Source organism: Streptomyces sp. NPDC005402 (assembly GCF_040606575.1).
Lineage (GTDB): Bacteria > Actinomycetota > Actinomycetes > Streptomycetales > Streptomycetaceae > Streptomyces.
In genome coordinates this window covers 331,587-345,611 of the sequence record NZ_JBEXFB010000006.1, presented here as the reverse complement: position 1 = coordinate 345,611, position 14,025 = coordinate 331,587, and the positions used below count along the sequence as shown (strand labels likewise).

Here is a 14,025-nt window from a genome sequence, read left to right as displayed (position 1 = left end):
CACCGCAGCGGGCACCCGTCCCGCCCGCCCGCTGTCCGCTATTCCGCCTGCAGCACCAGCAGCGCCAGATCGTCCTCCGGCGGTCGCGCCCCGAACTCGTGCACCAGCCGTTTGATCCGCTCCGCGATCAGTTCGGCGTCCAGTCCCGCGCACCCGGCGAGCGCCTCCGCGAGCCCGTCCTCGTCGTCGAACTGCCGGGGGCCGCTGCGCCGCTCGGTCACCCCGTCGGTGACGCACAACAGGCTGTCGCCGGGCCGCAGCTCGAAGGTCTCACTGGTGTACGTCTCGTCCTCGACGACCCCGAGCAGGGTCTGCGGCCGCGCGACCGTACGGACCTCGCCGGCCGCTCCGAGCAGCAGCGGCAGCGGATGTCCGGCGGAGGCCAGGGTGCAGCGCACTCCGCCGTCGAAGGGCGCGAGCTCGCCGTACAGGAGGGACAGGAAGCGGGTCTGCGGGCCGTCGCCGGGGTGCATGGGGCGGCCGCCCGCGGCCGCCAGGGCACGCGCGGCCGCGTCCGCGGCCTCCGTCGCGTCGTCGAGGAGCAGCTGGTTGAGGCGGTCCAGGACGTCGGCGACGCGGTAGCCCTCGCGGGCCAGCAGCCGGAGCCAGGGCCGCGCCAGTCCGATCACCACGGCGGCCTCGGGGCCCTTGCCCTGGACGTCACCGACGGCGAAGCACCAGCGGCCGTCGCCGGCCGGGAAGAGGTCGTAGAAGTCGCCGCTGGGTCCGCCCTTGTCGTACGGCTCGTACACGAGGGCGCTGCGCACGCCGGGGATCTCGGCGACCGCGCCGGGCAGCAGACCGCGCTGGAGCACCGCGCTGATGGTGGCCTGGCGCGCGTACTGGCGGGCCGCGCCGATGGCGAGCGCGACCCGGCGGCTGAGGTCCTCGACGAGCCCGGTGATCTCGTCGGGGAAGGAGACCAGTCCGGCCCGGCCGATGACCAGGGTGCCCAGCGGGCGGCCGCCGGCGGCGAGGCGGTAGGCGAGCGCGGAGCCGTGTGCGCCGTGCGGGCCCAGTGCCTCGCCGGGCCAGGGGAACGCCACGGGGCCGGGATGCTCCGGCCCGGACAGGTCCGGCGGCTCCTTCTCCAGCGCCTGGCGCAGGTCCTCGATCCGGGTCTCGGAGCAGTGCCACACCCGGGCCAGCCGGGGCCCGGACAACCCACCCGACACCCCGCCCTCGCTCCGGCCCGTCCCGCTCCCGGCCTCACCCGGGCGAGCGGACCCCCAGCGTCCGGCGACCTCGTCCTCCAGCCACACCGCGCACCAGTCGGCCAGCCGCGGCACGATCAGCTGGCCGGCGAGCGCGGCCACCAGGTTCTCGTCGAGCTGACCGGCGAGCAGGTCGGAGGCCTCGGCGAGGAAGGACAGGGCGCCGCGGTCGAGCCAGTCCCGGTCCGGCTCGCCGTGGGACACGGGCGCGGGTGGGTCCGGGGCCGGGGGTGGTTCCGGGGCGAGTATCCCGGCGACCAGCAGGCCCCGCTCGTGCTCCTGCTCGCCGGCGTACGCCTGGATCCCGTCCAGGGCCTCCTTCCCGCCGGGCGGCAGCTGCGCCCACACGGTCTTCGCGCCGGTGCGGTAGGTGATGCCCCAGGTCTCGGCGAGGGCGGCGACCAGGCGCAGTCCGCGTCCGTACTCCGGTGTGCCGTACGAGGGTTCTGCGTCACCGTCGCGAGGCGCGCGCGAGGGGTGGTGGTCGAGGACCTCGATGAGGAGGGCGCCGGTGTACGGCTCCAGGCAGCAGTCCAGTTCGATGTCGGTGCCCGCGTGCACGACGGCGTTGGTGACGAGTTCGCTGACGACGACCACGGCGTCGTAGGACTGCCGGTCGCTGAGGAACTCGGTGCCGGGAAGGGCGAGTTCGGCCCATTCGGCGATCGCCGCCCGTAACAGGGCCCGGGCCGATCCCGGGGCGAGCGGACCGCCGGGGAGAGTGGCGTGGACGTGCGCCGGGGCGTCCGGCAGCGCACCGCCGCCGCGCACGGGCGGATCGGACGCACGGGCAACGGACTCCCGTTGCGCCGGAATGGCCCCCATGTCCGCCTCCCCGAGCAGTTCGTACGAATACGCCTCAGTCGATGCGGACAGAGTGACAGACTGGCCACGCCCATAAGCGCCGAGTTACCGAAGTGGGCCGCCATGAGTGAGAACAGTGGTACGCCTGTGCTCGAAGAAGGACAGAACGCCGACCGGATTCGAGCATCGGATCTGCGTCCCCTGCTCGCCGCGATGACCGCTGCCCGGGACGGTGACTTCCGCCGGATGCCGGAGTCCGGGGACGGGATCGTGGCCGAACTGACGGCTGTTTTCAACCAGTTGGTGGACCGCAACGTTCACTTCACCGGCGAGGTCAACCGGGTGAAGCGGGAGCTGGTGCGGCACGGCCGGCTCGACGAACGGCTCTCCCCCAGCCCGGGGCAGGGTTCGTGGACCTCCCGGGTCGACGACGTGAACCAGCTGCTCGACGCCCTGGTGGCCCCCGCCGCCAACGCGACCCGGGTCCTGGACGCGGTGGCCGGCGGCGATCTGACCCAGCGGGTCGACCTGCACGACGGCAACCGGCAACTACGCGGTGATCTACGACGGCTGGGCCGGGCCGTGAACAAGATGGTCGACCAGCTCTCCCTGTTCACCGGCGAGGTGACCCGGGTGGCCCGCGAGGTCGGCACCGAGGGCCGGCTCGGCGGGCGGGCCAAGGTGACCGGCCTTTCGGGCAGTTGGCGCGATGTGACCGAGGCGGTCAACACCATGGCCTCCCGGCTGACCGCCCAGGTCAGGGACATCGCCCTGGTGACCACGGCGGTGGCCCGCGGCGACCTGACCCGCACGGTGACGGTCGAGGCGACGGGCGAGCTGCTCGAACTGAAACTGACCGTGAACACGATGGTCGACCAGCTCTCGGCCTTCGCCGACGAGGTCACCCGGGTGGCCCGCGAGGTCGGTACCGAGGGGCAGCTGGGTGGCCGGGCCCAGGTGCGCGGGGTCTCCGGGGTCTGGAAGGACCTCACCGACAACGTCAACTTCATGGCGTCGAACCTGACCTCGCAGGTGCGGAACATCGCACAGGTGACGACGGCCGTGGCGAACGGTGACCTCAGTCAGAAGATCACCGTGGACGCGCAGGGCGAGATCCTGGAGCTGAAGTCGACCATCAACACCATGGTCGACCAGCTCTCCGCCTTCGCCGACGAGGTCACCCGCGTGGCCCGCGAGGTCGGCACCGAGGGAAACCTCGGCGGCCGGGCTCAGGTGCGGGGCGTGTCGGGCGTCTGGAAGGACCTCACCGACAACGTCAACTTCATGGCCGACAACCTGACGTCACAGGTGCGGAACATCGCGCTGGTGTCGACGGCGGTGGCCCAGGGCGACCTCGGCAAGAAGATCACGGTGGAGGCGAAGGGCGAGATCCTGGAGCTCAAGTCGACCATCAACACCATGGTCGACCAGCTCTCCGCCTTCGCGGACGAGGTGACCCGCGTGGCCCGCGAGGTCGGCACCGAGGGAAACCTCGGCGGCCAGGCGCAGGTGCGGGGCGTCAGCGGGGTCTGGAAGGACCTCACCGACAACGTCAACTTCATGGCGCTGAATTTGACTTCGCAGGTCCGCAACATCGCCCAGGTCACCACCGCCGTCGCCAACGGCGACCTGTCGAAGAAGATCACCGTCGACGCGCGCGGTGAGATCCTCGAACTGAAGGACACCGTCAACACGATGGTGGAGCAGCTGCGCGCCTTCGCCGACGAGGTGACCCGGGTGGCCCGCGAGGTCGGCACCGACGGCCGGCTGGGCGGCCGGGCCCAGGTGCTGGGGGTCTCCGGGGTCTGGCGGGACCTGACCGACAACGTCAACTACATGGCGGACAACCTCACTTCGCAGGTCCGCAACATCGCCCAGGTGACCACGGCGGTGGCCAACGGCGACCTCTCCAAGAAGATCGACGTGGACGCGCGCGGCGAGATCCTGGAGCTGAAGACCGCCATCAACACCATGGTCGACACGCTCTCCTCCTTCTCCTCCGAGGTCACCCGCGTGGCCCGAGAGGTGGGCAGCGAGGGCCAACTCGGCGGCCAGGCACGGGTCGAGGGCGTGTACGGCACCTGGAAGCGGCTGACGACCAACGTGAACGAGCTCGCCTCCAACCTGACCACCCAGGTCCGCGCGATCGCCGAGGTCGCCTCCGCGGTGGCCCAGGGCGACATGTCCCGCGCCATCACCGTGGAGACGCAGGGCGAGGTCACCGAGCTCAAGGACAACATCAACCTCATGGTGGCCAACCTCCGCGAGACGACCCGGGCCAAGGACTGGCTGGAGTCCAACCTCGCGCGCCTGGCCGCCCTGATGCAGGGCCACCGGGACCTGATGGAGGTCGCCGACCTGATCCTGCGCGAGCTGACCCCGCTGGTGAACGCCCAGTACGGGGCGTTCTTCCTGGCCGACCCGGACGAGGACGGCGCCTCGCTGCGCACAACCGTTCCTGCAAAGGGACTGGCGTTCATCGCGGGCTACGGCTCGGCGCAGGGCGCGACCGTCGACACCGGCGGCATGCCCGTCCACGGTCTGGTCCGTCAGGCGGCCCGCGAGAAGAAGCGGATCCTGGTGGAGGAGGCCCCGCCGGACTACATCAAGATCAACAGCGGGCTCGGGGAGGCGGCCCCGGCGAGCGTCGTCATCATCCCGATCCTCTTCGAGGACAAGCTCCTGGGCGTCATCGAACTCGCCTCCTTCTCCCGCTTCTCCGACGTCCACCTGGCGTTCTTCGACCAGTTCGTGAACACCATCGGCGTCGCGATCAACACCATCATCGCCAACTCCCGTACCGAGTCCCTGCTGGGCGAGTCCCAGCGCCTGGCGATGCAGCTCCAGGAGCGCTCGGACGAACTCCAGATGCAGCAGGCGGAGTTGCAGCGCTCGAACGCGGAACTGGAGGAGAAGGCGGCCCTGTTGGCGACCTCCTCGCAGTACAAGTCGGAGTTCCTGGCGAACATGTCACACGAACTGCGCACGCCACTGAACTCCCTGCTGATCCTGGCGAGGCTGCTCTCCGACAACCCGGACGGCCATCTCTCCGACCAGGAAGTGCAGTTCGCGACGACGATCCACAGGTCGGGAAGCGATCTGTTGCAGCTGATCAACGACATCCTGGACCTGTCGAAGATCGAGGCCGGCCGGATGGACGTACGCCCGAAGAAGCTGCCGCTCATCAAGCTGCTCGACTACGTCCACGCCACCTTCCGCCCCCTCACCCTGGACCGGGGGCTCGCCTTCGAGGTGGCGGTCGGCGAGGCCGTGCCGCGTGAGATGTACTCGGACGAACAGCGCCTGCAACAGATCCTGCGCAACCTGCTCTCCAACGCGATCAAGTTCACCGCCTCCGGCCGGGTCGAGCTGCGCGTGACCCGCATCAAGGACCCCGAGCACCGGTACGTCCGCGACAGCGACGACGTGGTCGCCTTCGCGGTGTCCGACACCGGCATCGGCATCGCGCGGGAGAAACTCCCGGTGATCTTCGAGGCGTTCCAGCAGGCCGACGGCACGACCAACCGCAAGTACGGCGGCACGGGGCTCGGCCTGTCCATCAGCCGGGAGATCGCGGGCCTGCTGGGCGGCCGTATCGTCGCCGAGAGCGAACCCGGCAAGGGCTCCACCTTCACGCTCTACGTCCCCGTCGTCAGCCCCGGCAACACCGCGACCGGCCCGGCCACCGAGGACCACGCCCTGCCGGGCCCGGAGGACCTGTCCACCGAGCCCTATCCGACCGCCCACGACGCCGAGGACTCGTGGCCGGCGCCCACCAGGCTGGAGGCGTGGAAGGCGGGCCGGGCGGGCCAGGTGCTGTCCGGCAGGCGGGTGTTGATCGTCGACGACGACATCCGCAACGTCTTCGCCCTCACCCATGTGCTGGGCCGCGTCGGCATGCCGGTTCTCTACGCGGAGAACGGCCGCGAGGGCATCGAGACCCTGGAGCGCAACCCGGACGTCGAACTCGTCCTGATGGACATCATGATGCCGGAGATGGACGGTTACGAGACCATCGCGGCCATCCGCCGCACCCCGCGCTGGACCGGCCTGCCCATCGTCGCGCTCACCGCGAAGGCGATGCCCGGAGACCGTGAGAAGTCGATCGCGCGGGGCGCCAACGACTACGTACCCAAGCCGGTGGACGTCGACCAGCTGCTGACCGTCGTCTGCGCACTCCTGGACCCCGAGGGCGCGGAGACGCGGGAGCGGACCGATGCCGAGGAGGCGGTGGTTCAGCCCACCGACGACTGAATGAGGCAGTCAATATGAACGCTGAGGCAAGGACCGACGACAGTGCCGGCATCCTCCTGGTCGACGACATGGAGGACAACCTGATCGCACTGGAGGCGGTCCTGGGATCCCTCAACGAACCGCTGGTCCGCGCCCGTTCGGGCGAGGAGGCGATGAAGGCCCTGCTCCGCCGCCGCTTCGCGCTGGTCCTCCTGGACGTGCGCATGCCGGGCATGGACGGCTTCGAGACGGCGGCGAACATCAAACGCCTGGACCAGACGAAGGACGTCCCGATCATCTTCCTCACGGGAACGGACGACTCCGGCTACGCCTTCCGTGGCTACGCGACCGGCGCCGCCGACTACTTGACCAAGCCGTTCGACCCGTGGGTGCTCCGCGCCAAGGTGAGCGTGTTCCTGGACCTGCACCGGAAGAACCGGCAGCTGGAGCGGTTGCTGGCACGGCAGCAGTCCGACTACCAGGAGGTCGGCAAGCGACTGGCTGCCCTGGAGGACGAGTTGACGGACGCTCAGCGCACCCAGGTGAAGGAACTCCGGCGCCTTCTGGAGAAGCGGTGACTGCCTTCAGGAGCGCGGGGAACTGCGCGACCAGCCACCACGCACCGGCAGCCGCGCACGCTCCCCAACCACTCCCTACGCCTCGCGAGACCCCGCATACATCTCGTCGATGAGGTGCTTGTACTCCCGCTCCACAACCGGCCGCTTCAGCTTCAGACTCGGCGTGATCTCACCGTGCTCCACGTCGAGATCCCGCGGCAGCAACCGGAACTTCTTGATCGTCTGCCACCGCTGAAGCCCCTCGTTGAGCTGCTTCACATAGCCCTCGACCATGGACACCGTGGCGGGCGCGGCGACGACCTCCGCGTACGGCTTCCCTTCGAGCCCGTTCTCCTTGGCCCACTCCAGGATGGAGACCTCGTCCAGCGCGATGAGCGCCGTGCAGAAGTTCCGGTCCGCCCCGTGCACCAGGATGTTGGACACGTACGGGCAGACCGCCTTGAACTGCCCCTCGACCTCGGCGGGCGCGATGTACTTGCCGCCGGAGGTCTTGATCAGGTCCTTCTTGCGGTCGGTGATCTTCAGGTACCCGTCGGGTGACAGCTCACCGATGTCCCCGGTGTGGAACCACCCGTCGGCCTCGAGCACCTCGGCCGTCTTCTCGGGCTGCCCGTGGTAGCCCTCCATGATCCCGGGGCCCCGCAGCAGGATCTCGCCGTCGTCCGCGATACGGACCTCCGTGCCGGGCAGCGGCTTGCCGACCGTGCCGGTGCGGTAGGCCTCCCCGGGGTTCACGAAGGAGGCCGCCGAGGACTCCGTGAGGCCGTAGCCCTCCAGGATGTGGATGCCTGCGCCGGCGAAGAAGTAGCCGATCTCGGGCGCGAGGGCGGCGGAGCCGGAGACACACGCCCGCAGGTTGCCGCCGAACGCCTCGCGGATCTTCGCGAAGACCAGCGCGTCGGCCACCTTGTGCCTGGCGCTCAGCCCGAAGGGCGCGGAGGCGACCCCGGTGCGCCGGAAGTTGTCCTGGGCGGCCTTGGCGTACTCGCGGCCCACCTCGGCGGCCCACTGGAAGATCTTGTACTTGGCGCCGCCGCCCGCACGGGCCTTCGCCGCGACCCCGTTGTAGACCTTCTCGAAGATGCGCGGGACGGCCGCCATGTACGTCGGCTGCACGACCGGCAGATTCTCGATGATCTTGTCCACGCGGCCGTCCACGGCGGTGACGTGACCGACCTCGATCTGCCCGGAGGTGAGCACCTTGCCGAACACGTGGGCGAGCGGCAGCCACAGGTACTGCACGTCCTCGCCGCTGATCAGCCCGGTCGCGGCGGTCGCCTTCGCCATGTAGGCCCAGTTGTCGTGCGGGAGCCGTACACCCTTGGGACGGCCGGTGGTGCCGGAGGTGTAGATCAGCGTCGCGAGCTGGTCCTTGGTGATCGCGCCGACCCGCTCCTTGATCAGGTCGGGGTCCTTCTCCAGGCGGGCGGCGCCACGGGCCTCCAGCTCGTCCAGGGTCAGGATCCAGTCGGCGGTCTCGACACCGGCCGGGTCGATCACCACGACATGCGTGAGCGCGGGCAGCTCACCGCGCTTCTCGACCGCCTTGGCGAGCTGGGCCGCGTCCTCCGCGATCAGCACCCGGCTCTCGGAGTCGGAGAGGATGAACGCCGACTCGCCGGCGTTGGTCTGCGGGTAGATCGTGGTCGTGGCGGCGCCGGCGCACATGATGCCGAGGTCCGCGAGGATCCAGTCGATCCGGGTCGAGGAGGCGAGGGCAACCCGCTGCTCCGGCTGCACTCCCAGTTCGATCAGCCCGGCCGCGATGGCGTACACCCGCTCCGCGGCCTGCGCCCAACTGAGCGACTTCCAGTCGTCCGGGCCCTGGCCGGAGGCCGCCGGCACCGGGTACCGGTACGCCTCGGCGTCCGGCGTGGCCGCAACCCGCTCCAGGAAGACGGTCGCCACACTCGGCGGGCGGTTCTCGATCAGTGTCTGTGTGTCGCTCACGACATCCTCCGGGGCCCGCGACGGTGCGGCTGGCTCTCAGGTTTGCGGCTGTTGTTTAACTCGCGAGTAACTATCGAGCAGAGATCAGAGTAAAGCGCGGCCGACCTGTTCGTAAGGGGCGGCGGCCTGTCATTTCCTACAGAGCGCGACGTTACGCACGCGTAGGGGCCCGCCGCACTTTCGCACGACGGACCCCTTTCCATCCGATTCGACGGGTAACCGCCTGTAACCTGCGGTTACTTCTTGCCCTTGCCCGACCCCGCGCTGTCATCGCTGGACAGCACGGCGATGAAGGCCTCCTGCGGAACCTCCACGGAACCCACCATCTTCATCCGCTTCTTGCCTTCCTTCTGCTTCTCCAGGAGCTTGCGCTTACGGGAGATGTCACCGCCGTAGCACTTGGCGAGGACGTCCTTGCGGATGGCGCGGATGGTCTCGCGGGCGATGACCCGGGAGCCGATGGCTGCCTGGATGGGGATCTCGAAGGCCTGGCGCGGGATCAGCTCCCGCAGCTTGGCGACGAGCCGTACGCCGTACGCGTACGCGGCGTCCCGGTGGGTGACCGCGGAGAAGGCGTCGACCCGGTCGCCGTGGAGCAGGATGTCGACCTTCACCAGCTGGGCGTCCTGCTCGCCGGTGGGCTCGTAGTCCAGGGAGGCGTACCCGCGGGTCTTGGACTTCAGGTTGTCGAAGAAGTCGAAGACGATCTCGGCGAGGGGGAGCGTGTACCGGATCTCGACGCGGTCCTCGGAGAGGTAGTCCATGCCGAGGAGGGTGCCGCGGCGGGTCTGGCAGAGCTCCATGATCGAGCCGATGAACTCGCTGGGAGCGAGGATCGTGGCCCGGACGACCGGCTCGAAGACCTTGTCGATCTTGCCCTCGGGGAACTCGCTCGGGTTGGTGACCGTGTGCTCCTTCCCGTCCTCCATGATCACGCGGTAGACCACGTTCGGCGCGGTGGCGATGAGTTCGAGGTTGAACTCGCGCTCCAGGCGCTCACGGATGACGTCCAGGTGCAGCAGCCCGAGGAAGCCGACGCGGAAGCCGAAGCCGAGGGCCGCGGAGGTCTCCGGCTCGTAGACCAGCGCGGCGTCGTTGAGCTGGAGCTTGTCGAGGGCGTCGCGCAGCTCGGGGTAGTCGGAGCCGTCGAGCGGATAGAGACCGGAGAACACCATCGGCTTGGGGTCCTTGTACCCGCCGAGGGCCTCGGTGGCGCCCTTGTCCTTGCTGGTGATGGTGTCACCGACCTTGGACTGACGGACGTCCTTCACACCGGTGATGATGTAGCCCACCTCGCCGACGCCGATGCCGTCGGCCGGCGTCATCTCGGGGGACGAGACGCCGATCTCGAGGAGCTCATGGGTGGCGCCGGTCGACATCATCCTGATGCGCTCGCGCTTGTTGAGCTGGCCGTCGATGACACGGACGTACGTCACGACACCGCGATAGGAGTCGTAGACCGAGTCGAAGATCATCGCGCGGGCGGGGGCGTCCTTGACGCCGACCGGAGCGGGGACGTCGCGGACGACCCGGTCCAGGAGCGCGTCCACGCCGACACCGGTCTTCGCCGAGACCTTGAGCACGTCCTCCGGCTGGCAACCGATGAGGTTGGCGAGCTCCTCGGAGAACTTCTCCGGCTGGGCGGCCGGCAGGTCGATCTTGTTCAGTACGGGGATGATCTTGAGGTCGTTCTCCATCGCCAGGTAGAGGTTGGCGAGGGTCTGGGCCTCGATGCCCTGGGCGGCGTCGACGAGGAGGACGGTCCCCTCGCAGGCGGCGAGCGACCGCGAGACCTCGTAGGTGAAGTCGACGTGCCCCGGGGTGTCGATCATGTTGAGGATGTGGGTGTTGCCCTGGTCGGGTCCCGTGGTCGGGGCCCAGGGCAGCCGCACGGCCTGCGACTTGATCGTGATTCCGCGCTCACGCTCGATGTCCATGCGGTCGAGGTACTGAGCACGCATCTGGCGCTGTTCGACCACACCGGTCAGCTGGAGCATCCGGTCGGCGAGCGTGGACTTGCCGTGGTCGATGTGCGCGATGATGCAGAAGTTGCGGAGCAGAGCCGGGTCGGTACGGCTCGGCTCGGGCACGTGGCTGGGGATCGCGGGCACGCAGGGTCCTGATTCTTGAGGCGTCCGCAGTGTCTGCGGTCTCGGGTCGGATCGATACGTAGCCTCCATGGTCCCACGGGCGGGGACCGACAACCGGTTTGGGCCACTCGCGGGGCCGCTGGTAGTCTGGGTGGCTGTGTCTCATGCCCTCTCAGCGCGAGGCACACCTTCAAGAAATCACCCGGCACGGAACCCGGGGACCTCCTTATCCGGAATCCCCCTGACCCGTGCCTGAACCTGTAGAGGCTCATTCGTGGCGAACATCAAGTCCCAGATCAAGCGGATCAAGACCAACGAGAAGGCCCGGCTGCGCAACAAGGCCGTCAAGTCCTCCCTGAAGACCGCGATCCGCAAGGCCCGCGAGGCCGCTGCCGCGGGTGACGTCGAGAAGGCCACCGAGTACCAGCGCGCTGCTGCGCGTGCGCTCGACAAGGCCGTCTCCAAGGGCGTCATCCACAAGAACCAGGCCGCCAACAAGAAGTCGGCGCTTGCTTCGAAGGTTGCGGGCCTCTAAGCCTGTCTCTCTGATCTGACCGGTCTCGTTCCTACGGGACCGCGCTGCCGGAAGGACCCGAGCGGGCCCTCTCTCATCCGCTCCCGACCGGCACCCAGGAGCCACGCGCGGCCTGCGTTCGCCACGCGGGCGTGACTCCGACAGCTTGCACCGAAGACCCCGGTCCCGTCGCCCTTTCTCAGGGCGGGGTGACCGGGGTCTTCGTCATGGGCGCAGGGTTGTTCGTGAGTGCTGGGCTGTTCGTGAGCGTTGGGGCTGTTCGTGAGCGCTTAGCTGATCTGAGCGCTGAGCTGCTTTGAGCGCTGAGCTGATCTGAGCGCTGAGCTGATCTGAGCGCTGAGCTGATCTGAGCGCTGAGCTGATCTGAGCCCGAGGGGGTTCAGTCCGCCCAGAACTCATTGCTCTTGTCGATGTCCTCGAGACACTCGTCGAGGTCGGTGATCTTGTCGCCGACGATCCGGAACACGATGCACCCGGTGTCGTCCAGGCGCCGCCCCTTCCGCTCGGCGGTGACCCGGCACATCCCGACGGCATGCCCACGCCCGTCGACGGCGATCCCGAGCATCTCCAGCCGCATCGACCCGCCGGTGGCCTCCCCCAGCCTTTGATACATGTCGATGATCGCGTCCTGCCCCTTGAAGTCCCCCGAAAGCGGATGACTACCGGGCACGTGATGCGTGGCATCCTTCGCGATCAGTTCCCGCAGGGTGTCCAGATCCCCCTGCGCAAACGCCTCGAACCCCTTACGAACGAGCACTGCGTGCGGATGCTCAGCCATGACGACCGCCACCTCTCCGTTGTCCGGCGATGTTCGGCTGACCCCTTCGATTCTCCTCCTGGGGGGGTGGGGGAGCACGTTGGGGAGGGCGGTTACGGCCATGAAGCGCGCGCCCTCGATGGCGGGACGGCCCTCCGGCGAAGTTCTCCACACCAGGGGAGCCCAGCGCCCCGCGGCAGGCCGGTGAATGCCGCCGCCGGCCCTCACCCAGCGCCAGCAGCCCAACCGCCGCCCGACTAGCCGCGTCCCCGGGACCGGGCCGCCCGAGCGATCACCACGACGGCCTTCTCCAGGGCGTACTCGGGATCGTCGCCCCCGCCCTTCACCCCGGCGTCCGCCTCGGCCACAGCCCGCAGCGCGACAGCGACACCATCCGGCGTCCACCCCCGCATCTGCTGCCGCACCCGATCGATCTTCCACGGCGGCATGCCCAGCTCACGCGCGAGATCGGCGGGCCGCCCGCCCCGAGCCGACGACAGCTTCCCGATCGCCCGCACGCCCTGCGCCAGCGCACTGGTGATCAAGACCGGCGCGACCCCGGTCGCCAACGACCACCGCAACGCCTCCAACGCCTCCGCGGCCCGCCCCTCCACGGCTCTGTCGGCGACGGTGAAACTGGAAGCCTCGGCCCGCCCGGTGTAATAACGCCCCACGACAGCCTCGTCGATCGTCCCCTCGACGTCGGCGACCAGCTGGGACACCGCGGAGGCCAGCTCCCGCAGATCGCTCCCGACCGCATCGACCAGCGCCTGGCACGCCTCGGGCGTGGCGGACCGTCCGGTCCCCCGGAACTCCTGCCGCACGAAGGCCAGCCGGTCCGCCGGCTTGGTCATCTTCGGGCAGGCGACCTCGCGCGCCCCCGCCTTCCGCGCGGCGTCGAGCAGCGCCTTGCCCTTCGCTCCCCCCGCGTGCAGCAGCACAAGGGTGATCTCCTCGGCGGGCGCCCCGAGATACGCCTTCACGTCCTTGACGGTGTCGGCGGACAGATCCTGCGCATTGCGCACGACCACGACCTTGCGCTCCGCGAACAACGACGGACTGGTCAACTCGGCGAGGGTCCCCGGCTGCAACTGCTCCGGGGCCAGATCCCGCACATCCGTATCCGCGTCAGCGGCCCGAGCAGCAGCGACCACCTCCTGCACAGCCCGGTCGAGCAGCAGCTCCTCCTGCCCGACAGCAAGGGTCACGGGGGCGAGGAGGTCGTCATGAGCAGTCTTCTTGGCCATCGCGTACAGCATGGCACGGGGGACTGACAGCGTCGTGGCTGCGGGCGCCGGCGAGGCTTCTCGACCAGTCCCCGCACGCCGGGGAGGGTGTCCCCGCACGCCGGGGAGGGTGCGATCACGCCACCCCGGCAGCGCTGCCCACACAGCGGCACCGGCGGCCGTCCAGCTGCCCAAGCGTCAGCTGGGCCGGGTGATCGAAAGGCCGCCCCATCCCGGCCCCACGTCCTCGCCCGACGCCCACGCCATCGTCCTCACCCTCACTCTCGCCCGCGCCCTCACCCTCACCCTGCAAGCGAAGCCCGTCACTCCACCTCAAGCCCCCCGAGCCACAGCATCACGGCTCCTCCCGCCACCCGTCCCACTCCCCCACGAACTCCTCCAGCTCCCCGGGGTCCAACCGCCCCGCCGCATCCCGCAGCACCACCAGCCACTGCGCGTCCTCCGCATCGTCCTCCCCCGCCAGCGCGTCCCGAACGACCTGCGGCTCCTCATTCACCCCGAACCGCTCCGAGAGCGCCTCGACGACCTCCTCCGCGGCATCTCGATCAGGCAGCACCAGCACATGTCTCACATCGCTCACGGCACCATTTTCCAGATCGGCCCCGACCCCACTCCCC

The 14,025-nt window shown here is 69.3% G+C and carries 9 protein-coding genes; 3 read left to right on the top strand and 6 right to left on the bottom strand.

All coding sequences use genetic code 11. From position 1 onward, the window contains the following. Nucleotides 1–38: 38 nt before the first annotated feature. Nucleotides 39–2,039 carry a SpoIIE family protein phosphatase gene (locus tag ABZT02_RS14465; RefSeq protein WP_356017702.1) on the bottom strand — a complete coding sequence of 667 codons (2,001 nt, stop codon included), beginning with the start codon at nucleotides 2,037–2,039 and terminating at the stop codon, nucleotides 39–41. Between the two features lie 102 nt (nucleotides 2,040–2,141). Here ABZT02_RS14465 and ABZT02_RS14460 point away from each other — a divergent pair, with 102 nt between their 5' ends. Together ABZT02_RS14460 and ABZT02_RS14455 are read left to right on the top strand one after the other, a co-directional pair. Beyond that, a complete protein-coding gene (locus ABZT02_RS14460; protein WP_356017700.1) occupies nucleotides 2,142–6,272 on the top strand; it encodes a HAMP domain-containing protein in 4,131 nt (1,376 codons plus the stop codon). A 14-nt stretch (nucleotides 6,273–6,286) separates the two neighbouring features. Then, nucleotides 6,287–6,829 carry a response regulator gene (locus ABZT02_RS14455; protein WP_356017697.1) on the top strand — a complete coding sequence of 181 codons (543 nt, stop codon included), beginning with the start codon at nucleotides 6,287–6,289 and terminating at the stop codon, nucleotides 6,827–6,829. 75 nt (nucleotides 6,830–6,904) lie between these two features. On the opposite strand, the gene ABZT02_RS14450 is transcribed toward ABZT02_RS14455, so the two are convergent. Both ABZT02_RS14450 and lepA read right to left on the bottom strand, forming a co-directional pair. Next, nucleotides 6,905–8,779 (bottom strand): AMP-binding protein, encoded by a 1,875-nt coding sequence (locus ABZT02_RS14450; RefSeq protein ID WP_356017695.1) that lies wholly within the window; start codon nucleotides 8,777–8,779, stop codon nucleotides 6,905–6,907. 236 nt (nucleotides 8,780–9,015) lie between these two features. Further along, nucleotides 9,016–10,890: a translation elongation factor 4 gene (gene lepA / locus ABZT02_RS14445; RefSeq protein WP_356017693.1), complete on the bottom strand. Its 1,875-nt coding sequence runs from the start codon at nucleotides 10,888–10,890 to the stop codon at nucleotides 9,016–9,018. A 253-nt stretch (nucleotides 10,891–11,143) separates the two neighbouring features. Here lepA and rpsT point away from each other — a divergent pair, with 253 nt between their 5' ends. Then, complete coding sequence (rpsT, locus tag ABZT02_RS14440) at nucleotides 11,144–11,404, top strand: 30S ribosomal protein S20 (RefSeq protein ID WP_007381959.1); 261 nt, start codon at nucleotides 11,144–11,146, stop codon at nucleotides 11,402–11,404. Nucleotides 11,405–11,783: 379 nt separating this feature from the next. On the opposite strand, the gene ABZT02_RS14435 is transcribed toward rpsT, so the two are convergent. The 3 genes from ABZT02_RS14435 to ABZT02_RS14425 all read right to left on the bottom strand — a co-directional run bounded on the left by ABZT02_RS14435 (nucleotide 11,784) and on the right by ABZT02_RS14425 (nucleotide 13,988). Continuing rightward, nucleotides 11,784–12,182: a nuclear transport factor 2 family protein gene (locus ABZT02_RS14435; RefSeq protein WP_356017690.1), complete on the bottom strand. Its 399-nt coding sequence runs from the start codon at nucleotides 12,180–12,182 to the stop codon at nucleotides 11,784–11,786. Nucleotides 12,183–12,418: 236 nt separating this feature from the next. Next, nucleotides 12,419–13,408, bottom strand: coding sequence for a DNA polymerase III subunit delta (gene holA / locus ABZT02_RS14430; protein WP_356017688.1), 990 nt, complete (start codon nucleotides 13,406–13,408; stop codon nucleotides 12,419–12,421). A 334-nt stretch (nucleotides 13,409–13,742) separates the two neighbouring features. After that, nucleotides 13,743–13,988, bottom strand: a complete 246-nt coding sequence (locus ABZT02_RS14425; RefSeq protein WP_356017686.1) for a hypothetical protein — start codon at nucleotides 13,986–13,988, stop codon at nucleotides 13,743–13,745. Between the last annotated feature and the right edge of the window lie 37 nt (nucleotides 13,989–14,025).

Bases quoted from the DNA above. Each gene is read 5' to 3' on its own strand.
- ABZT02_RS14455 (WP_356017697.1), top strand. From the start codon at position 6,287: ATGAACGCTGAGGCAAGGACCGACGACAGTGCCGGCATCCTCCTGGTC.
- holA (WP_356017688.1), bottom strand. From the start codon at position 13,408: ATGGCCAAGAAGACTGCTCATGACGACCTCCTCGCCCCCGTGACCCTT.
- ABZT02_RS14460 (WP_356017700.1), top strand. From the start codon at position 2,142: ATGAGTGAGAACAGTGGTACGCCTGTGCTCGAAGAAGGACAGAACGCC.
- ABZT02_RS14435 (WP_356017690.1), bottom strand. From the start codon at position 12,182: ATGGCTGAGCATCCGCACGCAGTGCTCGTTCGTAAGGGGTTCGAGGCG.
- ABZT02_RS14465 (WP_356017702.1), bottom strand. From the start codon at position 2,039: ATGGGGGCCATTCCGGCGCAACGGGAGTCCGTTGCCCGTGCGTCCGAT.